This is a genomic window from Nocardioides sp. LHG3406-4 (assembly GCF_049897745.1).
Lineage (GTDB): Bacteria > Actinomycetota > Actinomycetes > Propionibacteriales > Nocardioidaceae > Nocardioides.
Window position 1 is genome coordinate 662564 of sequence record NZ_JAFCWV010000001.1, and the last position, 24402, is coordinate 686965.

Annotated in this window: 19 protein-coding genes; 1 reads left to right on the forward strand and 18 read right to left on the reverse strand. The window is 68.2% G+C overall.

Annotated elements, in window-relative coordinates; all coding sequences use genetic code 11:
• Window positions 1–38: 38 nt before the first annotated feature.
• From ACP7BP_RS03235 to rplJ, 15 genes are all read right to left on the reverse strand, one after another.
• Window positions 39–3917: a DNA-directed RNA polymerase subunit beta' gene (locus tag ACP7BP_RS03235; protein ID WP_426242435.1), complete on the reverse strand. Its 3879-nt coding sequence runs from the start codon at window positions 3915–3917 to the stop codon at window positions 39–41.
• 116 nt (window positions 3918–4033) lie between these two features.
• Entirely contained in the window at window positions 4034–7540 is a 3507-nt protein-coding gene (rpoB, locus tag ACP7BP_RS03240; protein WP_426242437.1) for a DNA-directed RNA polymerase subunit beta, read from the reverse strand.
• Window positions 7541–7851: 311 nt separating this feature from the next.
• Window positions 7852–8652, reverse strand: coding sequence for a J domain-containing protein (locus ACP7BP_RS03245; RefSeq protein ID WP_426242439.1), 801 nt, complete (start codon window positions 8650–8652; stop codon window positions 7852–7854).
• Window positions 8649–9251: a hypothetical protein gene (locus ACP7BP_RS03250; protein ID WP_426242441.1), complete on the reverse strand. Its 603-nt coding sequence runs from the start codon at window positions 9249–9251 to the stop codon at window positions 8649–8651. The genes ACP7BP_RS03245 and ACP7BP_RS03250 overlap by 4 nt, the downstream gene beginning before the upstream one ends.
• Window positions 9251–10537, reverse strand: coding sequence for an MCE family protein (locus tag ACP7BP_RS03255; RefSeq protein ID WP_426242443.1), 1287 nt, complete (start codon window positions 10535–10537; stop codon window positions 9251–9253). Before ACP7BP_RS03255 ends, ACP7BP_RS03250 begins: the two co-directional genes overlap by 1 nt.
• A complete protein-coding gene (locus ACP7BP_RS03260) occupies window positions 10534–12003 on the reverse strand; it encodes an MCE family protein (RefSeq protein ID WP_426242445.1) in 1470 nt (489 codons plus the stop codon). Before ACP7BP_RS03260 ends, ACP7BP_RS03255 begins: the two co-directional genes overlap by 4 nt.
• Window positions 12000–13133 (reverse strand): MCE family protein, encoded by a 1134-nt coding sequence (locus ACP7BP_RS03265; protein WP_426242447.1) that lies wholly within the window; start codon window positions 13131–13133, stop codon window positions 12000–12002. Before ACP7BP_RS03265 ends, ACP7BP_RS03260 begins: the two co-directional genes overlap by 4 nt.
• 1 nt (window position 13134) lies before the next feature.
• Entirely contained in the window at window positions 13135–14097 is a 963-nt protein-coding gene (locus ACP7BP_RS03270) for an MCE family protein (protein ID WP_426242449.1), read from the reverse strand.
• On the reverse strand, window positions 14094–15128 hold the full coding sequence (locus ACP7BP_RS03275) for an MCE family protein (protein WP_426242451.1): 1035 nt from the start codon (window positions 15126–15128) through the stop codon (window positions 14094–14096). Before ACP7BP_RS03275 ends, ACP7BP_RS03270 begins: the two co-directional genes overlap by 4 nt.
• The gene (locus tag ACP7BP_RS03280; protein ID WP_426242453.1) at window positions 15128–16432 is read right to left on the reverse strand and encodes an MCE family protein; all 1305 of its coding nucleotides are present in this window, start codon (window positions 16430–16432) and stop codon (window positions 15128–15130) included. Before ACP7BP_RS03280 ends, ACP7BP_RS03275 begins: the two co-directional genes overlap by 1 nt.
• 4 nt (window positions 16433–16436) lie before the next feature.
• Window positions 16437–17264 carry an MlaE family ABC transporter permease gene (locus ACP7BP_RS03285; protein WP_426242455.1) on the reverse strand — a complete coding sequence of 276 codons (828 nt, stop codon included), beginning with the start codon at window positions 17262–17264 and terminating at the stop codon, window positions 16437–16439.
• A gap of 4 nt (window positions 17265–17268) precedes the next feature.
• Entirely contained in the window at window positions 17269–18045 is a 777-nt protein-coding gene (locus ACP7BP_RS03290; protein ID WP_426242457.1) for an MlaE family ABC transporter permease, read from the reverse strand.
• A 14-nt stretch (window positions 18046–18059) separates the two neighbouring features.
• On the reverse strand, window positions 18060–19013 hold the full coding sequence (locus tag ACP7BP_RS03295; RefSeq protein WP_426242459.1) for an ABC transporter ATP-binding protein: 954 nt from the start codon (window positions 19011–19013) through the stop codon (window positions 18060–18062).
• Between the two features lie 368 nt (window positions 19014–19381).
• The gene (gene rplL / locus ACP7BP_RS03300; RefSeq protein WP_426242461.1) at window positions 19382–19771 is read right to left on the reverse strand and encodes a 50S ribosomal protein L7/L12; all 390 of its coding nucleotides are present in this window, start codon (window positions 19769–19771) and stop codon (window positions 19382–19384) included.
• Window positions 19772–19860: 89 nt separating this feature from the next.
• Window positions 19861–20541 (reverse strand): 50S ribosomal protein L10, encoded by a 681-nt coding sequence (gene rplJ / locus ACP7BP_RS03305; protein WP_426242463.1) that lies wholly within the window; start codon window positions 20539–20541, stop codon window positions 19861–19863.
• Between the two features lie 306 nt (window positions 20542–20847).
• Here rplJ and ACP7BP_RS03310 point away from each other — a divergent pair, with 306 nt between their 5' ends.
• Window positions 20848–21843: a DnaB-like helicase C-terminal domain-containing protein gene (locus ACP7BP_RS03310; RefSeq protein WP_426242465.1), complete on the forward strand. Its 996-nt coding sequence runs from the start codon at window positions 20848–20850 to the stop codon at window positions 21841–21843.
• Window positions 21844–21912: 69 nt separating this feature from the next.
• Here ACP7BP_RS03310 and rplA read toward each other — a convergent pair whose 3' ends face one another.
• From rplA to nusG, 3 genes are all read right to left on the reverse strand, one after another.
• A complete protein-coding gene (gene rplA, locus ACP7BP_RS03315) occupies window positions 21913–22635 on the reverse strand; it encodes a 50S ribosomal protein L1 (protein ID WP_426242467.1) in 723 nt (240 codons plus the stop codon).
• Between the two features lie 183 nt (window positions 22636–22818).
• Complete coding sequence (gene rplK / locus ACP7BP_RS03320) at window positions 22819–23247, reverse strand: 50S ribosomal protein L11 (protein WP_426242468.1); 429 nt, start codon at window positions 23245–23247, stop codon at window positions 22819–22821.
• Window positions 23248–23465: 218 nt separating this feature from the next.
• Window positions 23466–24377, reverse strand: coding sequence for a transcription termination/antitermination protein NusG (gene nusG, locus ACP7BP_RS03325; RefSeq protein ID WP_426242470.1), 912 nt, complete (start codon window positions 24375–24377; stop codon window positions 23466–23468).
• Between the last annotated feature and the right edge of the window lie 25 nt (window positions 24378–24402).

Here is a 24402-nt window from a genome sequence, read left to right on the forward strand (position 1 = left end):
GCGCCCATGACGGGCGCCGGGGTCGGTGGTGGGACTGACTAGTTCTGGTACGACCCGAAGTCGAAGTCGTCCAGGGCGACGGCCTGGCCGGTGCCGGCGCCGAAGTCGTAGTCGTAGGAGTCGTAGCCGGTGACGGAGTACGCCGCGGCCCGGGCCTCCTCGGTGGGCTCCACCCGGATGTTGCGGTACCGCTCGAGGCCGGTACCAGCCGGGATCAGCTTGCCGATGATCACGTTCTCCTTCAGGCCACGCAGCGAGTCGCTGCGTCCGTGGATCGCCGCGTCCGTGAGCACCCGGGTGGTCTCCTGGAAGGAGGCCGCCGAGAGCCACGACTCGGTGGCCAGCGACGCCTTGGTGATGCCCATCAGCTCGGCACGACCCGAGGCCGGCTTGCCGCCCTCGGAGACCACGCGACGGTTCTCCTCCTCGAAGCGGGCACGGTCGACCAGGTCGGACGGCAGCAGGTTGGTGTCACCCGACTCGATGACCGTCACGCGACGCAGCATCTGCCGCACGATGATCTCGATGTGCTTGTCGTGGATCGACACGCCCTGGCTGCGGTACACCTGCTGGACCTCGTCGACGAGGTGCTGCTGGGCCCGGCGGATGCCGAGGATCCGGAGCACCTCCTTCGGGTCGGGGGTACCGACCGTCAGCTGCTGGCCGACCTCGATGTGGTCGCCGTCGGCGACCGAGAGGCGCGAGCGCTTGGAGACGGGGTACTCGATCGGCTCGCTGCCGTCGTCGGGAGTGACGATGACCTTGCGAGCCTTGTCGGTCTCCTCGATCTCGATGCGGCCGGCGGCCTCGGAGATCGGGGAGAGGCCCTTGGGCTGACGGGCCTCGAAGAGCTCGACCACGCGGGGCAGACCCTGCGTGATGTCGTCCGCGGAGGCCACACCACCGGTGTGGAACGTACGCATCGTCAGCTGCGTGCCGGGCTCACCGATCGACTGGGCGGCGATGATGCCGACCGCCTCGCCGATGTCGACGATCTTGCCGGTGGCCAGCGAGCGGCCGTAGCACTTGGCGCACGTGCCGGTCTTGGCGTCACAGGTCAGCACGGAGCGGACCTTGACCTCCTCGACGCCGGCGGCCACGAGCTCGCCGATCTTGACGTCGCCAAGGTCCTCGCCCGCCGCGGCGAGCACGTCGCCGGTGTCGGGGTGGGTGACCTCGCCCGCGGCCGAGCGGGCGTACGCCGAGGTCTCGGCGTTGTCGTCCTTGCGGACCACGCCGTCCTCACCGCGGACACCGATCACCTTGGGCAGGCCGCGCTCGGTGCCGCAGTCCTCCTCGCGGATGATGACGTCCTGCGACACGTCCACCAGACGACGGGTCAGGTAGCCCGAGTCGGCGGTACGCAGCGCGGTGTCGGCCAGGCCCTTGCGGGCACCGTGGGTGGAGATGAAGTACTCCAGCACCGACAGGCCCTCACGGAAGTTGGCCTTGATCGGGCGCGGGATGATCTCGCCCTTCGGGTTGGCCACCAGACCACGCATGGCGGCGACCTGGCGGATCTGCATCATGTTTCCGGACGCGCCGGAGTCGACCATCATGAAGATGGGGTTCGTCCGGTCGAACGTCGCCTCCATGGCCTTGGCCACTTCGTTGGACGCCTGGGTCCAGATCTCGATGAGCTCCTGACGACGCTCGTCGTCGGTCACCAGACCGCGCTCGAACTGCTTCTGCACCTTGTCGGCCTGGGCCTCGTAGCCCTTGAGGATCTCGGCCTTCTCCGGCGGCGTGGTGACGTCGTCGATGGAGACCGTGACACCCGAGCGGGTCGCCCAGTGGAAGCCGGCGTCCTTGAGGGCGTCGAGCGAGGCAGCGACCTCGACCTTGGTGTAGCGCTCGGCGAGGTCGTTGACGATCGCGCCGAGGGCCTTCTTGCCCACCTCGTAGTTCACGAAGGGGTAGTCGACCGGCAGGGTCTCGTTGAAGAGCGCCCGGCCCAGCGTGGTGTCGACGGTGAGGGACGTGCCCTCCTCCCAGTCGGCGCCGAGCTCGAGGTCGAGCGGCGGCACGACGCCGTCGAGACGGATCTTGACCTTGCTCTGCAGCGAGATCTCCCCCCGGTCGAAGGCCATGATCGCCTCGGCGGGCGACGAGAACGCGCGGCCCTCGCCCGGCTCGCCGTCGCGGTCGGTGGTGAGGAAGAACAGCCCGATGATCATGTCCTGGGTCGGCATGGTCACGGGGCGGCCGTCGGACGGCTTGAGGATGTTGTTCGTCGACAGCATCAGGATCCGCGCCTCGGCCTGGGCCTCGGCCGACAGCGGCAGGTGCACCGCCATCTGGTCACCGTCGAAGTCGGCGTTGAACGCCGTGCACACGAGCGGGTGGATCTGGATGGCCTTGCCCTCGATCAGCTGGGGCTCGAAGGCCTGGATGCCCAGACGGTGCAGCGTGGGCGCGCGGTTGAGCAGCACCGGGTGCTCGGTGATGACCTCTTCGAGGACGTCCCACACGACCGGGCGGGCGCGCTCGACCATCCGCTTGGCGGACTTGATGTTCTGCGCGTGCGAAAGGTCGACCAGACGCTTCATGACGAACGGCTTGAACAGCTCGAGCGCCATCTGCTTGGGCAGACCGCACTGGTGCAGCTTGAGCTGCGGGCCCGACACGATGACCGAGCGGCCGGAGTAGTCGACGCGCTTGCCGAGCAGGTTCTGGCGGAAGCGACCCTGCTTGCCCTTGAGCATGTCGGACAGCGACTTCAGCGGCCGGTTGCCCGGGCCGGTGACCGGACGACCGCGGCGACCGTTGTCGAACAGCGAGTCGACGGCCTCCTGCAGCATCCGCTTCTCGTTGTTGACGATGATCTCGGGCGCACCGAGGTCGAGCAGCCGCTTGAGGCGGTTGTTCCGGTTGATGACGCGGCGGTACAGGTCGTTGAGGTCGGAGGTGGCGAAGCGGCCACCGTCGAGCTGCACCATCGGACGCAGGTCCGGCGGGATGACGGGTACGGCGTCGAGCACCATGCCGATCGGCTGGTTGCCGGTCTTGCGGAACGCGTCGACGACCTTGAGGCGCTTGAGGGCGCGGACCTTGCGCTGGCCCTTGCCGTTCTCGATGGTGTCGCGCAGCGACGCCACCTCGGCGTTGATGTCGAAGTCCTGGAGGCGCTTCTGGATCGCCGTGGCGCCCATGTGGCCCTCGAAGTACTTGCCGAACCAGTTCTTCATCTCGCGGTACAGCAGCTCGTCGCCGAGCAGGTCCTGCACCTTGAGCGCCTTGAACGTGCTCCACACCTCGTCGAGGCGGGAGAGCTCGCTCTCCGAGCGCTTGCGGATGGCGGCCATCTCGCGCTCGGCGCCGTCCTTGGTCTTGCGGCGCTGGTCGGCCTTGGCACCCTCGGCCTCGAGGGCCGCGAGGTCCTCCTCGAGCTTCTTGGCGCGCTCGTCGATCATGGAGTCGCGACGCTTCTCGAGGCGGTCGCGCTCGAGGCCGACCTTGTTCTCGAGGGTCGACATGTCCTTGTGGCGGGCGTCCTCGTCGACCGAGGTGATCATGTACGCCGCGAAGTAGATGACCTTCTCGAGGTCCTTCGGGGCGAGGTCGAGCAGGTAGCCGAGGCGCGACGGCACGCCCTTGAAGTACCAGATGTGGGTGACGGGGGCGGCGAGCTCGATGTGGCCCATCCGCTCACGACGCACCTTGGAGCGGGTGACCTCGACGCCGCAGCGCTCGCAGATGATGCCCTTGAAGCGCACGCGCTTGTACTTGCCGCAGTAGCACTCCCAGTCCCGGGTGGGACCGAAGATCTTCTCGCAGAAGAGGCCGTCGCGCTCGGGCTTGAGCGTGCGGTAGTTGATGGTCTCCGGCTTCTTGACCTCGCCGTGGCTCCACCCGCGGATGTCCTCCGCGGTGGCCAGGCCGATCTGAAGCTGATCGAAGAAGTTCACGTCCAGCAAGGTGTGGTCCTTTGGTTGCTGTTTGAGTCAGTGGTTAGCGACTGGGTTCCCGGCCGGGCGCTGGTTGAGGGGTTGCGCCGGCAACCTCTCGAAACCACCGCCCGGCGGGGAGACACTCAGACTTCTTCGACGCTGCTGGGCTCGCGACGCGACAGGTCGATGCCGAGCTCCTCGGCCGCCCGGAAGACGTCTTCCTCGGCGTCCTTCATCTCGATGGCGGTGCCGTCCTGGGACAGGACCTCCACGTTGAGGCAGAGCGACTGCATCTCCTTGACGAGAACCTTGAACGACTCGGGGATGCCGGAGTCGGGGATGTTCTCGCCCTTGACGATGGCCTCGTAGACCTTCACGCGGCCGGGGACGTCGTCGGACTTGATCGTCAGCAGCTCCTGGAGCGCGTAGGCGGCGCCGTACGCCTCCATCGCCCAGACCTCCATCTCACCGAAGCGCTGGCCACCGAACTGGGCCTTACCGCCGAGCGGCTGCTGGGTGATCATGGAGTACGGGCCGGTGCTGCGGGCGTGGATCTTGTCGTCCACCAGGTGGTGCAGCTTGAGGATGTACATGTAGCCGACCGACACCGGGTCCGGGAACGGCTCGCCGGAGCGGCCGTCGAACAGGTCGGCCTTTCCGGTCGCGTCGATCATCCGGACGCCGTCTCGAGTGGGGTACGTCGCGCCGAGCAGGCCGGTGATCTCGTCCTCGCGGGCACCGTCGAAGACCGGGGTGGCCAGCTTGGTGCCGGGCGCCGCCTTGTCTGCGTGGATCGAGATCAGGCGGTCCTTCCACTCGGCCGAGCCCTGGTCGTCGTGCAGGTTGAGGTCCCAGCCCTGCTTGGCCAGCCAGCCCAGGTGCAGCTCGAGGATCTGGCCGATGTTCATCCGTCGCGGCACACCCAGCGGGTTGAGCACGACGTCGACCGGGGTGCCGTCCTCCATGAACGGCATGTCCTCGATCGGCAGGATCTTCGCGATGACGCCCTTGTTGCCGTGGCGGCCGGCGAGCTTGTCGCCCACCGAGATCTTCCGCTTCTGCGCGACGTAGACGCGCACCAGCTGGTTGACACCCGGGGGCAGCTCGTCGCCGTCCTCGCGGTCGAAGACGCGGACGCCGATGACCGTGCCGGACTCACCGTGCGGGACCTTCATCGACGTGTCGCGGACCTCGCGGGCCTTCTCGCCGAAGATCGCGCGGAGCAGCCGCTCCTCGGGGGTGAGCTCGGTCTCGCCCTTGGGCGTGACCTTGCCGACGAGGATGTCACCGGTGGTGACCTCGGCGCCGATGCGGATGATGCCGCGCTCGTCGAGGTCGGCCAGGCCCTCCTCGGAGACGTTCGGGATGTCCCGGGTGATCTCCTCGGGGCCGAGCTTGGTGTCGCGGGCGTCGACCTCGTGCTCCTCGATGTGGATCGAGGTGAGGACGTCCTCCTGAACCAGGCGCTGGCTCAAGATGATGGCGTCCTCGTAGTTGTGGCCCTGCCACGGCATGAAGGCGACGAGCAGGTTGGTGCCCAGCGCGATCTCGGCCTTGTCAGTGCACGGGCCGTCGGCGATCGGCGTACCGACCTCGAGGCGTGCGCCCTCCTTGACCAGGGGGCGCTGGTTGATGCAGGTGCCCTGGTTGGAGCGCTTGAACTTGGCCAGCTTGTAGGTCTCGTAGGTGCCGTCGTCGTTCATCGTCTCGATGAAGTCGGCCGACACCTGCTTGACCACGCCCGCCTTGGCCGCGACGACCACGTCACCGGCGTCGACGGCGGCGCGGTACTCCATGCCGGTGCCGACCAGTGGCGAGTCGCTGACGACCAGCGGCACAGCCTGACGCTGCATGTTGGCGCCCATGAGCGCGCGGTTGGCGTCGTCGTGCTCGAGGAACGGGATCAGCGCGGTGGCCACGGAGACCATCTGCCGCGGCGAGACGTCCATGTAGTCGACGTCGCCGGCCAGGATCTCGGAGACCTCACCACGCTTCTGGCGGACCAGCACGCGCTCCTCGAGGAACTTGCCGTTCTTGTCGATCGGCGCGTTCGCCTGCGCGATGACGTAGCGGTCCTCGTCGTCGGCGGTGAGGTAGTGGATCTCGTCGGTGACCTTGCCCTTGACGACCTTGCGGTACGGCGTCTCGACGAAGCCGAACGGGTTGATCCGTCCGTAGGAGGCGAGCGAGCCGATCAGGCCGATGTTCGGGCCTTCCGGGGTCTCGATGGGGCACATGCGGCCGTAGTGCGACGGGTGGACGTCACGGACCTCCATGCCGGCGCGGTCGCGGGAGAGACCACCCGGGCCGAGGGCGTTCAGCCGACGCTTGTGCGTCAGGCCCGCGATCGGGTTGGTCTGGTCCATGAACTGGCTCAGCTGCGAGGTGCCGAAGAACTCCTTCAGCGCCGCGACGACCGGGCGGATGTTGATCAGGGACTGAGGCGTGATGGCCTCGACGTCCTGGGTCGTCATCCGCTCGCGGACCACGCGCTCCATGCGCGCCAGACCGGTGCGGAGCTGGTTCTGGATCAGCTCGCCCACGGTGCGCATGCGGCGGTTGCCGAAGTGGTCGATGTCGTCGGCGGAGACCTTGATCGGCTTCGCGTCGGGACCCATCACGACCTTGCCGGACGGGTCGACCATGTCGACCGGCTCGGCGGGGGCGCCGCTGGCGTGCAGCTGCACGATGAAGCGGATGGCCGCGACGATGTCGTTGATCGTCAGCGTCTGCTTGTCGAAGGCCTCGGCGACGCCGAGCTTCTTGTTGATCTTGTAGCGACCGACCTTGGCCAGGTCGTAGCGCTTGGGGTTGAAGTAGTAGTTCTTCAACAGCGTCAGCGCGGCCTCACGCGTGGGCGGCTCGCCCGGGCGCAGCTTGCGGTAGATGTCGAGGAGGGCGTCGTCGGGACCCTGGGTGTTGTCCTTCTCCTCGGTCAGCTGGATCGACTCGTACTGACGCAGCTCGGCCATCGTGGCCTCGTAGTCGTACGGGTCGCCCTCGTAGCCCTCTTCGTTCGCCAGCGCCTGGAGCGCCTTGAGGAGCACGGTGACGTTCTGCTTGCGCTTCCGGTCCAGGCGTACGCCGACCAGGTCGCGCTTGTCGATCTCGAACTCGAGCCACGCACCGCGCGACGGGATCATCTTCGCGGTGTAGATGTCCTTGTCGGAGGTCTTGTCGGGGCTGCGCTCGAAGTAGGAGCCGGGCGACCGGACCAGCTGCGAGACGACGACACGCTCGGTGCCGTTGATGATGAAGGTGCCCTTGCGGGTCATCATCGGGAACTCGCCCATGAAGACGGTCTGGGCCTTGATCTCACCGGTGGTGTTGTTGGTGAACTCGGCCGAGACGTAGAGGGGGCGGGAGAAGGTGAAGTCCTTCTCCTTGCACTCCTCCTCGGTGTACTTGGGGTCCACGAAGACCGGGTTCTCGAAGGAGAGCGACATCGAGTCGTTGAAGTCCTCGATGGGGGAGATCTCCTCGAAGATCTCCTGGAGACCGGACTTGGACGAGACGTCCTCGCCGTTCGCCTGACGGCTGGCGACGGTCTCCTCCCACTGCTCGTCACCGATCAGCCAGTGGAAGCTGTCGGTCTGGAGAGCCAGGAGAGCGGGGACTTCGAGAGATTCTTTGATCTTCGCGAACGACATGCGGTTCGTCGTGAAGGTGTTACCAGCGGAGCTGCGCGCGGCCAAGAGTCGTCCTTCGAACAAGCTGGAAGGGTGAATGGCGCCGACCAACCACAACGACACCCCTCCGGACAGGGTGAAGCGCATTTGAGAGCAGGCGCAAAGAGGAATCGTAGCGCATCAGTGCGCGCTCCACAATCCCCGGTCCCGGCCGGGAGCAGGGAGCGCCGTAGCGCCACCAGCTCGACCGTCGGTCTCGCGTTGCCGACGATGATGAACCGCGGAAGCGGTCAGGTCAAGCACATCGCCCAAAACCGGCGCGAGCCGTCCGCTCAGCCCTGGGTCTGGAGCTCGTCGACGAGCCACTCCCCGTCGACGTCCTGCATGGTGACCGTCACGTAGTTCTGGTAGACCACGGGCTCGGTCGTCTCCTTGTTGGTCGTCTCCTGGTCCACGAACAGCACCACCTCGACCCGGTCGTCGCCCGAGCGCGCCAGGCCGCTGCTGACCAGCTTCGCGACCACCACGGGCTGCACTGACCCGGCGTTCTCCTCGACGATGGAGAACGTCTTGTCGTAGAGCGGCTTGTACTTCGAGGTCAGGTAGGACTGCGCGGCCGCGCGGTCCTGGTCGAGGTGGCGGTAGTCGTAGGAGAGGATCGGCACGATCGCCTCCTCGGCCGCCTTCTGCGCCGCCGCCGCGGACTCCTCGGAGTCGCTGCCGCCACGCAGGAGGAAGAGCGCCGCAGCCGCGCCGGCCACGGTCAGGACCGCTGCCGCGAGCGCGACGAGGAGCCAGCCCGACACGCCGGTCGAGGTGTGGGCACTCGCCGGGCCGCCGGTTGAGGTGCGAGGGCGCTCTGGCGCCTCCGGGCCGCCGGTTGAGGTGCGAGGGCGCTCTGGCGCCCGAGCCTCGAAACCAAGGTCCGGCTCCTCCGCCTCGGCGAGCTCGGCGTCGTACGCCGCCCGGCGGGTGGGGTCGAGCAGCACCTCGGCGGCCCGGTTGAGCGTCTGGAAGCGCCGGTCCGTGGGCTCGAGGTCGGCGATGGCCGCCTTCCAGGCCGCCCGGACCTCGTCGGCGTCGGCCGTCGGATCGACGTCGAGCACGTCGTACCAGCTGGGGCTCGCGCTCATGGGGTGGCCCCCGGCGAGGGCTCGATCGACTGGAACGACTCGGGCGGGGACTCCAGCGCACGGGAGGCGGTGTCCCAGTCGTCGACCAGCCACTCGCCGTCGATCTTCACCAGCTCGACGACGTAGCGGAACGGCACCGGCTCGGAGTCGACGCGCTTCTTGCCCTCGGCCAGCGACTGGTCGATGCGGCCGGCCACCAGGGCCTGCGCCGAGTCGGAGTCGATGTCGGCCACGCCGGTGGCGAAGACCTCGCCCTTGCGCGCGATGCCGGCCTGCACCACGGTCTGCTCGGCGATCGAGACGTTCTTGTCGAAGTCGGCGGCGAACTTGGGGGTCAGCAGCTCGCTGACCCCGTCGCGGTACTCGGGCATCTGCTCCTTGTCGTCGAGCAGGTCGGGCCCGTAGGTGTTGATCCGCAGCGCGAACTGCTGCGCGGTCGACATCACCTGCTCGCGCTCGGCCTGCACGTCGTCCTCGTCGCCGCGCAGGAGCAGCCAGACGAGGATTGCTGCGCTGACGACGAGCAGCACCGCGAGGACACCCGCCAGCAGCCGGCGGAACGTGGTCGCGGTGGGGCGGTCGTCGGAAGCGGGGGGCATCAGTCCTGGGCCAGCAGGGGCTGGAGGAACAACCACTTCCACGACTCCTCTCCGAAGGCCTGCGGCGCCACGCTACCGGTGGACTGCAGCCGTGCGATCTTTCGCTCGTCCCACGTCACCTGCCCGGTCTCCGGGTCGTACGCCGCGACTGCAGGCGCACGGTAGGCGGCCCCGGCGCGCGGGGCGTTCTGCGCCCCTCGGGCGTTGGACTGGCCGGCCGGCTCGGCACAGTGCGCCGACATGTTCATCGACCGGTTCTCGCCGTCCTGCGGCGGGCGGGTGTCGGTGCTCTCGTAGCCCGCGTGGCACACCGGAGGGTTCTCGGTGAGGACCATGCCGAAGTGGGCGTCGAAGTTGCCCGTGTGTGCGTCGCGCGACACGACGGTGAACCCGCCCTCCACGACGTACGGGTAGACGACCAGCAGCTGCTCGACACCGTCGAGGTGCTTGACGACCACCTCGCCGGTGGTGACGAGGTTGTTGATCAGCTCTGCCAGGTCGACGCGGTTCTCCTCGAGGAACGTGCGCAGCTGGTTGGCGGTGGCGCTGCCGTTGTCGATGACCGCGCGGAGGTCCTTGTCCGACCCGGCGAGGGCGCCGCTGAAGAGCGACAGGTCCTTGGCGAACGCGCGGATCGGGCCCTCGGATGCGATCTGGCCCTTGAGCACGGTGTTGGCGTCGCGGATCAGCGCCGTCGTGATGTCGAAGTTGTCGTTGGCCTCGTCGATGAACGCGGTGCCGGAGTCGATGATCGTCTGGAGGTCCTGCCCGGTGCCGCCGAAGGCGGTGCCGAACTCCGACACCACCGTCTGCAGCGACTCCTTGTCGACGCTCTCGACGGTGTTGGTGAGGTCGGTCAGCAGCGTGTCGGTGGCGATCGGGATCGCCGTGTCGTCTTGGGCGATCTCGGACCGGTCGGTCAGGAACGGCCCGTGGTCGACCGTGGGCTGGAGCTCGACGTACTGCTCCCCCACCGCCGACCGGTTGCCCACCAGCGCCTCGGTCTCGGCGGGGATGCGGTCGAAGTCCTTGTCGACGGCGAGGTGGATGTCGACGCCGTCGTCGGTCAGCACCATCTTCGAGACCTGGCCGACCCGCACGCCGCGGTAGGACACCTCGGCGCCCGCGAAGGCGCCGCCGGAGTCGGCGAAGTGCGCGACGACGGTGTAGGTGTCGTCGTAGAACACCCGGTCGAGGCGAGCGTAGCGAGCGCCCACGAAGGTGACGCCCATCAGGGTGATGACGACGAAGACGAGCAGCTGGAGCTTGGTACGACGCGTGATCATCGGCTGGCCGTCCTTCCGGGGCTCGTCACCATCGCCGGCACGAGGAGCCGGACCAGCGAGGGATCGTAGGTGGCCATCAGCTCACCGAACGTGGGGCCGGCACCCGGTGGGCGCTGCGGCCCGGCCGGCGGCCGGCCCAGGCCCGGCAGGCCGGGCAGGCTCGGCAGACCGAGGGTCGGAATCGGGAGCGTGGGAAGCGGCGGGAGCGGGCCGTTGGAGGGCAGGCCGGGGATCGCGTTGAGCTGCTTGCAGACGTCCTTGTTCTGGTTCTCCGGCTTCTGGCACTCGTCTCGCAGCTTGGTGAGGTCACGCAGGTTGTTCAGCACCTTCTGGCACTCCGGGCTGAGGAGGCTCCCGCTCTGGAGGCACGCCAGCACGTTGTCGATGATGATCGTCGGGTCGAGGATCGTCGGCAGGTTGGTGGGCAGGGTGGGCAGGTCGGTGGTGTCGCCGACCTGGAGGAGGTCGAGGTCGAGCTGGATGGACAGGTTGGTGTAGTCGCCCATGTGGAGGTTGCGGGCGACCTGCGGGTCCCGGCCGACGACCTCGTCGACGAAGGGGTAGGTCAAGAACACGTTGAAGGCGTTGGCGAAGTTGTCGCCCGACGCCGCGAACTGCGTCAGCACCGGGGCGAGCTGCTCGAGGGAGTTGACCGTCGACGCCTTCGACTGCGAGATCACCTGCACCCCGACCGAGCTGAGCTCGTCGAGTGCCTCGAGCATCCTGACGAGGTCGGCACGCTGCTTGTCGATCGAGTCGAGCGCCGAGGGCAGCTCGTCGAGGGCTGCGTCGATCGTCGGCTGTTCCTCGCGCACCGAGAGCGCGAGCCGGTTGAGGCTCTCGATCGCGTCGACGATGTCGGCCTTGTTGTCGTCGAGCTGGGTGACCAGGGTGCGGATCTGGGTGAGCACGGACCTGGCCGACCCCTCGCGCCCCTCGAGGGCGAGGTTCAGCTCGGAGGTGATGGTCTTGAGCTGGGCCACGCCGCCGCCGTTGAGGATCAGGCTCAGGGCACCCAGCACCTCCTCGACCTCGGGGTTGCGCCCGGTGCGCTCGATCGGGATGACGTCGCCGCTCTCCAGCGGGGCCGAGCTCGCACCGGCTGCGGGCGGCTCGAGGCTGACGAACTTCTCGCCCAGCAGGCTGGTCTGCCGGATCTGGGCCGTGGCGTTGGCGGGGATCTTCACGTCGTTGCGTACCTGGAGCGTGACCTTGGCGGCGTAGCCGTCGAGCTCGATGTCGGTGACCTTGCCGACGCTCAGGTCGTCGACCTTGACGGTCGACTGGGGCACCAGGTCGAGGACGTCGGTGAACTCCACGGTCACCGTCAGCGGGTCGTCGCCGACGTCGGGGCCGCCGGGCAGGGGCAGCTTGTAGACGTCGAAGTCGCAGGCCGACGTGGCGAGCACCATGGCCAGCAGGAGCAGCAGCGCCCGGACAGGTCGACCCAGCCTCGACGGAGTCATCGCTCCACCTCCACGAGGCCACCGAGCGTCGGGTCGGTCAGCGGCTGCGAACGGGTCGCCACACCGCCGAGCGCGGCCGACCTGGGGAGCGCATCCTTGATCAGGTCGCACACCCGGCCGCTCTTGTCGGCCTGGCCGGTGAGCCCGCAGAGCAAGGTGGCGGGATCGGCGGAGATCTGGTTGATCAGCTCGCCGATGTTGGCCCGGGTGTCGAGAGTGCCGGCCTGAGGGTTGTAGGTCAGGGCCAGGTTGTTCAGCGCCAGGGGCGCGGTGCGCAGCACCTCGTCGAGGGCGTCGCGCTGCTTCACGAGGACCTTCGACACCCGGTTGAGGCCCTTGATGTTGCGGCCCAGGATCTCGCGGTTCTCCTGCACGAACGACGACACCTGGGTGAGGGCGCCGGCGAGGTTCTTCAGCGATGCCTTCAGCTCCTGGCGCTCCCCCGCGAGCATGTCGGACACCTGGGCGATCGAGGTGTTGAAGTCGCGGACCGTCTGGTCGTTGTCGGCCAGGGTCTTGATGAAGGCCCCGAGCTGCGCGGTGCTGCCGAACAGCTCCTCCTTGTTGTCGTCGAGCGTCTTCGTCAGCTTGCCGAAGTTCTCGATCGTGGTGTTGAACGCCTCCCCCTGACCGCCGAAGTTCTCGGCCGTGGTGTCCAGGAGGTCCGACAGCGCACCCTGGCGGTTGGCCCCCGTCGGTCCGAGCGCGACCGTCAGGCTGTCGATGCTGCTGTAGATCTGGTCGAGCTCCAGCGGGACGGCGGTGTGCTCGACGTCGAGCTCGACGCCGTCGGCCAGCACCTCGCCGCCGGTGTAGACGGGGGTGATCTGCACGAACCGGTCACCCACGATGCTCGGCGAGATGACGGCCGCCTTGGCGCCGGCGGACAGCTTGGTGTCCGCGTCGTACTCCATCGTGACGACGACGTCGGTGCCGGAGGGCCGGACCTCGGTGACCGTGCCGACCGAGACCCCGAGCACGCGGACGTCGCTGCCCTCGTAGACCGAGATGACCCGCGGGAAGTGCGCCACCAGGGTCTTGTGCTTCTCGCCGCCGAACATCGTCAGCGCGGCCGCGACCACCAGGGCGCCGATGACCGCGGGCACCAGGAGCTTCCTCAGACCGTCCATGTCAGCCCACCTGCGGAACGGGAGGGAGGTTCTGGATGTAGGTGTCGAACCACGGTCCAGTGCCGAGCGTGTTCGCGAAGACGCGGTAGAAGGGCGCCATCAGCCGCAGGCTGTTGTCGAGGTTGTCCTCGTTCTTGTTCAGCACCGCGACGACGCTCTCCAGGTGGGTGAGGGCGGGCTTGAGGTCGGCCCGGCTCTGCTCGACCAGCGCGGTGAGCTCCCGCGACAGCGTCGAGGTCGAGGTCAGCAGGTTGTGCACCGACTCGCGCCGAGCGACCAGCGCCCGGAACAGCACGTCGGCGTCGTGCATCAGCCCGACGATGTCCTGGTCGCGCTTGTCGAGGACCGTCGCGACCCGGTCGAGGTTGGTGAGCAGGCTGTTGAGCTGGGTGTCCTTGGCGGCGATGTTGCTCGAGAGCCTAGAGACGCCGTCGAGCGCCGCCTTGAACTCGTCGGGGGTGTTGCGCGTCAGGTCGGCGAGCGTGGTGAGCGACTCGGCGAGCTGGTCGGTGTCGATCTCCTCCGCCGTGTCGGCCAGTCCGGAGAAGGCCTCCACCACGTCGTACGGCGAGGTGGTGCGCTCGACGGGGATCTCGGACTCCTCCTCCAGCTGCCCGGGGCCGGCCGGCTCGATGGCGAGGAACATCGCGCCGAGGAGGGTCTTCACCTTGATGGACGCACGGGTGTCGGCGCCGAACTCCGCGGCGCTGTCGACCTTGAAGGTCACCTGGACGTGGTCCCCGTCGAGCTCGACGCTGTTGACCTTGCCGACCCGGACCCCGGCGATGCGCACCTCGTCGTTGGGCTTGAGGCCTCCGGACTCGGAGAAGGCGGCGTAGTAGGTGTCGCCGCCGCCGATGACCGGGAGGTCGTCGGCGCGGAAGGCCGCCATGATCAGCGCGGCTATGACGGCCAGGCTGGCCGCCCCCACGATCACCGGGTTGCGCTCACGGAAGGGGATCATCGCAACGAGCACCTGTCCGATCCGGTGTTGTAGTCGACGGGCAGCTGCTGGCCCGCGGGCAGCTTGATCCGGCCCTTGAACTCGCAGAGGTAGAAGTTGAACCACGAGCCGTAAGTCGCGGTGCGGCCGATCTTCTCGAGCTTGATCGGCAGCACCTGCAGCGCCCGGTCGAGCTCGCCCTTGTTGCGGTCGAGGTTGCCGGCGAAGGCGCGCAGCTGCTTGATGTCCTCGACGAGGGGCGGGCGGATGTCCGACACCAGGCCGGCGGTCTCGACCGAGAGCGCCGAGATCGCGTCGAGCGAGCCGAGGATGGCCTGCCGGTCGTCCTTGAGGCCGCCCACCAGCTGACGGAACGAGCCGATGAGCTGGGAGAGCTGCTCGTCGCGGTCACCGAGGTGGTCGAGGACCTGGTTGAGGTTGTCGATGAGGGCGGAGATGACCTCGTCCCGGTCGGCGAGGGTCGACGTCACCGAGGCGGTGTGCTGGAGCAGGCCCTCGAGTGTGCCGCCCTCTCCCTGGAAGACCTGCACGATCTCGTAGGACAGCTGGTTCAGGTCGGAGGGAGACAGGGCCTGGAACAACGGCTTGAAGCCGTTGAACAGCACGGTCAGGTCCAGCGCCGGCGAGGTGCGGGAGACCGGGATGGTCGATCCCGGGGAGAGCCTGCCGGTGCCGCCGACCTCCTGGCGGAGGGAGATGTAGCGCTGGCCGACCAGGTTGCGGTAGCGGATCGCGGCGTTGGTGGCACCGGTGATCGCCGTGTCGGGCTCGACGGCGAAGGTCACCAGGGCCCGCGTCCGGTCGACGATCTCGACGTCCTTCACCACGCCGACCTTCACGCCGGCGATGCGGACGTCGTCGCCCTTGACGACGCCCGTCGCCTCGGTGAACTCGGCCTTGTACTCCTTGGTGCCACCGAAGGACACGTTGCCGATCGTCACGACCAGGACCCCGGTCGCGACGGTGGTCACCAGGATGAAGATCAGCAGCTTGGTCAGGTCGCCGGCGGTGCGCCGGTCGAGGAGCTTCATCACGGGCTCCCTTCGGCGAGGCCGACCTGCGCGCCGCGGGCCATCGGCCCGAGGAGGAGCACGCCGATGTCGGGTACGTCGGAGGCGGCCGAGCCGAGTGCCGGACCCATGAGCTCCTTGAGCACCGCCGACTCCTCCGGGCTCCCGGCGTAGCCGTAGCCACCGGTCCAGGTCGTTCCGTAGCCCGGCGCGACCCGCGAGATGCCCTTGCCCGTCGGCTCGTCGACGCCGTCGTCGAAGTCGGGCTGGAAGCGCATGGGATTGGCCTGGGAGAACGATGGAGCCGGCAGGCTCCCGCAGTGGGGCCCACTCTTGTCGGCGTACCGCGGCCGGTCCGCAGCGGTGTAGCCGCGTGGCTGGTTGGGCAGCAGCTCGAGGTTGATGTGCAGTGTGAAGTTGCGGAAGGCCTGGGCCTGCAGCGCACCGGCGCGGACGATGCCGTCGAGGAGGCAGGGGTACTCCGGGGCGTACTTCGCCAGGACGGTGAGCTGCTGCTCGCTGACCTGCCCCAGCCGGATGATGTTGTCGCCGTTCTCGTCCAGGAACGTCCGGGTCGTGTCGGAGAAGGCGCCGATGTCCTTGAAGAGCGCGTTCAGCTTGTCCTCGCGGCCCTCGAGCGTGCCGGTGGTCTTGATGGTGTCGCGCAGGATCGTCGCAACCTCCGGCAGGACGTCGCTGTAGATGTCGGAGACCCGGGAGGTCAGCCTGAGGTCCTCGACGAGCGGCAAGATCTGCGGGTTCATCCGCTTCAGGTACAGGTCGACGGTCTCGAGGCTCTCCCCGAGCTGGTCGCCCCGGCCCTCGAGCGCGGTCGCCAGCGCGTTCAGCGTCGTGTTGATCTCGGCCGGCTGGACCGTGCGCAGCAGCGGGTAGAGGTCGGAGAGGACCTCCTCGACCTCCGTGGACACGTGGGTGCGCGGGATGGTCTCGTCGATGCCGATCGGCTGGCGGACCGGCTGGTCGGGAACGATGAGGGAGACGTACTTCTCGCCGAACAGCGTCTTCGGCACGATCGAGCCGGTGACGTTGGCCGGGATGGTGTCGCGCTGGTCGGGGTAGATGCCCAGGGTGAGGCGGGCGCCGTCGGCGTTGCTGTCGAACGCCAGCACCTCACCGACCTGGACGCCGCGGATCTTGACGTCCGCGCGGGTGGGCATCTGGAGACCGATCTTCGAGGTCTGGAGGTAGACCTCGTCGTAGTCGGTGAACTTCTTCGTGAAGACCGCGTAGGTCAGCCACACCCCGCCCAGCAGCAGGCACAGGAAGGCGATGCCGAGCACCTTGAGGCTCCGCAACGGGTTCATCGGCTCACCCGGCCAGTCTGACGGTCGTCGTGGTGCCCCAGATGGCCATCGACAGCAGCAGGTCGATGACGTTGATCGCGACGATGCTCGTGCGGACGGCGCGGCCGACGGCCACGCCCACGCCGGCCGGGCCGCCCGAGGCGGTGTAGCCGTGGTAGCAGTGGATCAGGATGACCGTCACGGCGAACACCAGCACCTTGCCGAACGACCACAGCACGTCGCCCGGGGGCAGGAACTGGTTGAAGTAGTGGTCGTAGGTCCCGGCGCTCTGCCCGAAGAACTGGGTGAGGGTCAGCCGGGTCGCGAAGTACGACGACAGCAGGCCGACGACGTACAGGGGGATGATCGCGATGAGGCCGCCGATGATGCGGGTGGTCACGAGGAACGGCAGGGACGGGATCGCCATCACCTCGAGCGCGTCGACCTCCTCGGAGATGCGCATCGCACCGAGCTGCGCGGTGAAGCCGCAGCCGACGGTCGCGGCCAAGGCGATGCCGGCCACCAGGGGCGCGATCTCGCGGGTGTTGAAGTAGGCCGAGAGGAAGCCGGAGAAGGCGGCGGTGCCGATCTGGTTGAGGGCAGCGTAGCCCTGGAGGCCGACCTCCGTGCCGGTGAAGAAGCACATGGCGGTGATGACGCCGACCGTGCCGCCGATGACCGCGAGCGAGCCGGAGCCGAGGGTGACCTCGGCGAGGATGCGCAGGATCTCCTTCTTGTACCGCTTGATCGTGCGGGGGGTCCACGCGATGGCACGGAGGTAGAACGCCAGCTGGCCGCCCAGGTCGTCGATGATCTGGACGGGGCGCTCGTAGACGGACTTGATCGAGGCCATGGTGCTAACCCGTCTTCGGTGGCACGAGCTGGAGGTAGATGGCGCTCATCACGAAGTTGACGACGAACAGCAGCATGAAGCTGATCACCACGGACTCGTTGACGGCGTCGCCCACGCCCTTAGGACCACCGTCGGCGTTCATGCCCTTATAGGACGCGACGATCGCCGCGATCAGGCCGAAGACGAGCGCCTTAGCCATGCCCTGCCACAGGTCGGGCAGCTGCGCGAGTGCGGTGAAGCTCGCTAAATAGGCCCCTGGTGTGCCGTCCTGCAGCACGACGTTGAAGACGTAGCCGCCGGCGACGCCGACGACGCTCACCAGGCCGTTGAGGAACACCGCGACGAGCATGCAGGCCAGGACGCGGGGCACCACCAGCCGCTGGATCGGGTCGATGCCGAGCACCATCATCGCGTCGAGCTCCTCGCGGATCTTGCGGGCGCCCAGGTCGGCTGCGATCGCCGACCCGCCGGCTCCGGCGATGAGCAGCGACGTGGCGATCGGACCCGCCTCGCGTACGACGGCGAGCACCGCCGCCGAGCCCGTGAAGGACTGCGCGCCGAACTGCTTGATGAGCCCGCCCACCTGGAGCGCGATGACCGCGCCGAAGGGGATCGCGACCAGGGCGGTCGGCACGATCGTCACCGAGGCGATGAACCACGCCTGCTGCAGGAACTCCCGCAGCTGGAACGGCCGCCGGAACAGGCCCCGGCCCACGTCGAGACCGAAGGCGAACAGCTTGCCGGCGGTCCCGATGGGCGCAAGGGCCCGGGACGAGGTCATGGACGACACGTGGGTCAGCCCCTCTGCGCCAGGCCCGCGTTGAGCTCGAACGAGCCGGGGGGCGGCGTCACTCCGTTGTCGCGGCACCACTCGCCGGGCGCTCGCTGGCTGCGCCGCGGGATGCCGTTGGAGGGCTCGAGCTGCATCGGGATGGGTGGCAGTGGCGGCATCTCGAAGCCCTTCTCGGCCGCGAGCTCGTCGGCGTCCTTCTCCTCCGACATCCCGATCGGGCCGACGGTCTGGGCGTTGAGGAACTGGCGCACCACCGGCTCCTCCGACGACAGGAGCATCTCGCGCGGACCGAACATCGCCAGGTGCCGGTGGTAGAGCAGGCCGATGTTGTCGGGCACCGTGCGGGCGGTGTTGATGTCGTGGGTGACGATCAGGAACGTCGCGTCGATCTGGGCGTTGAGGTCGATGAACAGCTGGTTGATGAAGGACGTGCGGACCGGGTCGAGGCCGGAGTCGGGCTCGTCGATCAGCAGGATCTCCGGGTCGAGGACCAGCGCCCGGGCCAGCCCGGCGCGCTTGCGCATGCCGCCGGAGATCTCACCGGGCAGCTTGCCCTCCGCTCCGAGCAGGCCGACGAGGTCCATCTTCTCCATGACGATGTCGCGGACCTCCGACTCCGACTTGCGGGTGTGCTCCCGCAGCGGGAAGGCGACGTTGTCGTAGAGGTTCATCGAGCCGAACATGGCGCCGTCCTGGAAGAGGACGCCGAACAGCTTGCGGATCTCGTACAGGTCCTTCTCGGAGCAGGTCGCGATGTCGGTGCCCTCGATCAGGATCGAGCCGGCGTCGGGCTTGAGCAGGCCGATGAGCGTCTTGAGGAAGACCGACTTGCCGGTGCCGGACGGGCCGAGCATGACCGAGACCTCGCCGGCGGGGATGTCCAGCGTGACGTCGCCCCAGATGAGCTGCTTCCCGAAGGACTTCGTGAGGCCGTCGACCCTGATCTCAACGCCCATGGCGTCAAACTCCCTCTCGACTCGAACCTCACGGCGAACGCTCCCCCGACACGGTGCTCACCGGGAGGCTCCTGGTGCTGGCGACTGCGGCCCAGCGGTCCTACGCCGATCCCTCCTCAGCACAACGCCGACACCGCGGCGAGGTTACGCCGCATTTGGGTCCGCGTCACCGCAACGACACACAGTGTCGCGCCGGTTGACACGATCGCCTACCGACTGGTAACCACCCTGTGACCTGCGAAGAACCGGATCCGCGGCAGGCGGCAGGAGAGACGTCCGGGTACGCGACAGGGCGGCCACCCGGTGGGGTGACCGCCCTGCGGTGCCGCGAGTGCGCGGCGGGGTCCGACGGACCGACTAGCGGATCGTCACTTGACGGTGACGGAGGCGCCGGCCGCCTCGAGGGCGTCCTTCGCCTTCTCCGCGGTGGCCTTGTCGACCTTCTCGAGGATCTCCTTGGGAGCCGACTCAACGAGGTCCTTGGCCTCCTTCAGACCGAGCGAAGTGAGGGCGCGCACCTCCTTGATGACGTTGATCTTCTTGTCGCCGGCGGCGTCGAGGATCACGTCGAACTCGTCCTGCTCGGCGGCGGCTTCGCCACCGGCAGCGCCACCGGCGGCCGGGGCGGCGGCCACGGCGACGGGAGCAGCGGCGGTCACGCCGAAGGTCTCCTCGAACTGCTTCACGAACTCGGAGAGCTCGATGAGGGTCATCTCCTTGAACGCGTCGAGGAGCTCGTCAGTGCTGAGCTTCGCCATGATGGCGGTTCCTTCCATTCGGTGGCCGGTCCGCGAGTGCGAGCCGACCGGGTTTCAGGTGGTGGGTAACGACGTACGACCGGGTGCGGTCAGGCGTCGCTGGATTCGGCGGTCTCGGCAGCCTCGTCGGTCGCCTCCGCGGCGGGGGCGGCATCCTCGGTGGGAGCGGCCTCCTCTGCGGGAGCGGCCTCGTCGGCGGCCGGGGCCTCCTCGGCAGCGGCCGCTGTACCGGCACCACCTGCGAGGATCGAGGGGTCCGCCTCAGCCTTCGCCTGCAGGGCGCCGGCGAGCCGGGCAGCCTGCGAGAGCGGGGCGTTGAGGAGGTAGACGGCCTGGGAGAGCGACGCGAGCATGGCGCCCGCGAGCTTGCCCATCAGCACCTCGCGCGACTCGAGGTCGGCCAGCTTGGCCACCTCTGCCGCGTCGAGCGCGTTGCCGTCCAGGACTCCACCCTTGATGACAAGGGCGGGGTTTGCCTTGGCGAAGTCACGCAGACCCTTGGCAGCCTCGACGACATCGCCACTGATGAAGGCGATGGCGGTGGGGCCGTTGAGCAGGTCGTCGAAGCCGGAGATCCCCGCGTCCTTGGCGGCGATCTTGGCGAGCGTGTTCTTGACCACGGCGTAGCTGGCGTTCTCGCCGAGGGAGCGCCGCAGTTCCTGCAGCTGCTTCACGGTGAGACCGCGGTACTCGGTCAGCACAGCACCGGCGGCACCGTTGAACGACTCAACGATCTCCGCAACGGCAGCAGTCTTGTCTGGCCGCGCCATGGGTCTCCTTCCGGACGGAGAGACCACCGCGCCGACCCCGTGAGATGACGAACGCCCCGAGCACAGGCTCGAGGCGTGGACTTCGCAGCGGACTGCGGGGTCTTGCTCTCACCTGCGCAGGTCGTCCGCTCTCGCGGAACCTTCGGTCGGGCTGCATGCACAGCCTGACTACCGGCGGTCTCTGGTTTCGTCGAGAAGAGTACGCCGCGACGGTGGGCGCGCAAAATCCGGGCCGGCCGATCAAGTCTGCCCCATCAAATCCGCCGATCGGCCCCGCCGTACTCCCCGGCATGTTGAGATCGTACGATGGACCCGAAGCTGACCTCCCTGAGCCAGGTGCTCGAGCGGGTCGATGGACGGCTGCTCGACCCCGAGTCCGACGCGCAGGTGTGGCCGACCGGCTTCCCGCTCCTCGACCAGGAGCTCGGAGGCGGCTTGCGGCCGGGCACGCTCAACCTGCTCGGCGGCGCCCAGGGCGAGGGCAAGACCACGTTCGCGCTGCAGGTCGCGCGCAGCTGCGCACGGTCCGGACGGCCTGCACTCCTCCTGTCCTTCGAGCTCGAGGCCGAGGCACTGCTCCAGAAGGTCATCTCGGCCGAGGCCGCTGAGGCGGCGAGCAGCTCGATGCCGCTCAGCGTCCGCCAGGTGCGAGCGGCGTTCGAGGGGACCGACGGCGCCGGTGGACTGCCCGAGCGCCTGGGCGAGCACGCCGGCGGCCTCGAGGCCCTGGCGGCCGTGAGCGATTACGCCCCGCGCCTGCACATCCACCGGTCCACCACGACCCAGACGAGCCTCGACGTGATCGCCGCCGCCATCAAGGACGTGCTGGCTGAGCACGGCGTCCCGCCGCTGGTGGTCGTCGACTACCTGCAGAAGGTCAGGGTCTCCGAGCACCTCGACCAGGACGAGCAGGTCACGCAGGTGACCGAGCGCCTCAAAGACCTGAGCATCGAGTTCGAGTGCCCGGTGCTCGCCGTCTCCGCCTCCGACCGGGCCGGCCTCGAGCCCGGCACCCGGATGCGCGCCCGCAACCTGCGCGGCTCCACCGCGCTGGCCTACGAGGCCGACGTCGTGCTGATCCTGGCCAACAAGGCCGACGTGGTCGCCCGCCACCACCTCGTGTACGGCGCCAACAACGGCGAGCACTTCAAGGGCTGGTCGGTGGTGACCGTGGAGAAGAACCGCGGCGGTCGCACCGGCGGCGAGGTGGAGTTCCGCAAGCACTTCGAGTGCGGCCGGTTCGTCCCCGACGGCCGGGCCGTGACGGAGAAGCTGGTCGACGAGCGGGTCTTCACCGAGTAGCAGCGCCCCCGGCATGCCGACGGCCCGGCCACCGTGAGGTGACCGGGCCGCCGGAGGGTACGCCGGGCGTCAGGCCTGGGGCGCGTCGTCGTCGGAGGCGACGTTCTTGGTGCGGTTGGGGTCGACCTGGACGCCGGGGCCCATGGTCGTGGAGACGGTGACCTTCTTGATGTAGCGGCCCTTGGAGCTGGCCGGCTTGAGCCGGAGCACCTCCTCGAGCGCCGCGGCGTAGTTCTCGGCGAGCTGGACCTCGGAGAAGGAGGCCTTGCCGATGATGAAGTGCAGGTTGGCGTGCCGGTCGACGCGGAACTCGATCTTGCCGCCCTTGATGTCGGTCACGGCCTTGGCGACGTCGGGCGTCACGGTGCCGGTCTTGGGGTTCGGCATCAGGCTGCGCGGGCCGAGCACCCGGCCCAGGCGGCCGACCTTGCCCATCATGTCGGGGGTCGCGACCACGGCGTCGAAGTCGAGCCAGCCGCCGTTCACCTTCTCGATCAGCTCGTCGCCGCCGACGAAGTCGGCGCCGGCCTCACGGGCGGCCTCGGCCTTGTCGCCGTTCGCGAAGACGAGGACCCGGGCGGTCTTGCCGGTGCCGTGCGGGAGGTTGACGGTGCCGCGGACCATCTGGTCGGCCTTGCGGGGGTCGACGCCGAGGCGCATGACCACGTCGACGGTCTCGTCGAACTTCTTCTTGCTGCCGCCCTTGGCGAACTTGATCGCGGACAGCGGGGAGTAGAGCTCGTCCTGGACGAACTGCTCTGCCGCTGCACGGTAGGTCTTGCTGCGCTGCATGAGGTTCTTCTCTCTACGAAGGTGTGGTCAGGTGAGCCAGCGCGGCTCTGCCACAGGTGTTTGGTTTCGAGACGCGTCACGCAGCCCCTCGCTCCGCTCGGGTCTGCCTCGACGCTCCTCAACCTTCGAGCCTCGTCCTGGCCTTCGCAAGGTCAGGCGCGGGGCTCTCGCTGCTGGGGAAGGTCAGTCGGTGCGGACGCCCATGGAGCGGGCGGTTCCCTCGACGATCTTCATGGCTGCGTCGATGTCGTTGGCGTTGAGGTCGGGCAGCTTGGTCTGGGCGATCTCGCGCACCTGGTCCTTGGTCAGCTTGCCGACCTTGTCGGTGTGCGGGGTGCCCGAGCCCTTCTTCAGGCCGGCGGCCTTCTTGATGAGCTCCGCGGCCGGGGGGGTCTTGGTGATGAACGTGAACGAACGGTCCTCGTAGATGGTGATCTCGACGGGGATGACGTTGCCACGCATCGACTCGGTCTGCGCGTTGTAGGCCTTGCAGAAGTCCATGATGTTCACGCCGTGGGGACCGAGGGCGGTACCCACCGGAGGCGCCGGAGTCGCTGCGCCAGCCTGCAGCTGCACCTTGACGAGGGCAGCGATCTTCTTCTTGGGAGGCATTGCCTTCTTCTCTTTCTCTCACGTGGTCATGACGGGGCGTTCCCCTGCCACTGGTGTTGCTGGTTCTGTTGCTGGTCTATCTCTTGCCTGGTCTATCTCTTACTGGGTCTCTTGCCGGGTTTCGCGACGTGTCCCGCACCCTCGCTTCGCTCAGGTGTACGTCGACACTCCTCAACCTCTTCGTCCTGCGTGGCCCTCGCAAGCTCGGGCCACGGGACTCAGACTTTCTGAATCTGGTTGAAGCTCAGCTCGACCGGGGTCTCCCGGCCGAAGATCTCGACGAGGGCCTTGACCCTCTGGGACTCCGCGTTGATCTCGGTGATCGTGGCGTGGAGCGTGGCGAACGGCCCGTCGACGACCATCACCGAGTCGGAGACGTCGAAGTCGGCGACCTCCACCGGCTTGCGGGCGGCGGCGGTGGAACCGGCCGGCGTACCGGCGGCGGCCTCGGCCTCGGCCTCCGCGACCGCGACGGCGGCCGGGGCGAGCATGTCCTCGACCTCGCTCATCGACAACGGCACCGGGTGGTGGCTGTGGCCGACGAAGCCGGTGACCGACGGCGTGTGGCGCACGGCCGACCAGGACTCGTCGGTGAGGTCCATGCGGACCAGGACGTAGCCGGGCAGGACGGTGCGGGTGACCATCTTGCGCTGGCCGTTCTTGATCTCGGCGACCTCTTCGGTCGGCACGACGATCTCGTGGATGTAGTCGACCATGTCGAGCGCCTGGATGCGGTTCTCGAGGTTCTGCTTGACCCGCTTCTCCATGCCGGAGTAGGTGTGCACGACGAACCACTCGCCCGGCTTGGCCCACAGCTCCCGGCGGAACGCCTCGAGCGGGTCGTCGGGGGCGGGAGGCTCGGTGCTGGCGTCCTCGTCAGCCGAGTCGGCGTCCGTCTCGTCGCCCGTCTCGTCGGCGTTCTCGTCGACGGGGGCCTCGTCCACGGCGGCTTCGTCGGTCGCGCCCGCGTCGGCGTCCTGGGCGTCGGGCGCCTCGACGTCGGCGCTCGTGGGCTCCTCACCCTGCTCGCCCTGGTCGGCGGTCTGCTCGGTGGCCTCGGCAGGCTCCACGCCAGCGTCGACGATCTCCTCGACCGGCTCGTTCTGCTCCGACACGTGCTGCTCCGTCACTTGTTGACTCTCGCCCTCGTGGGCG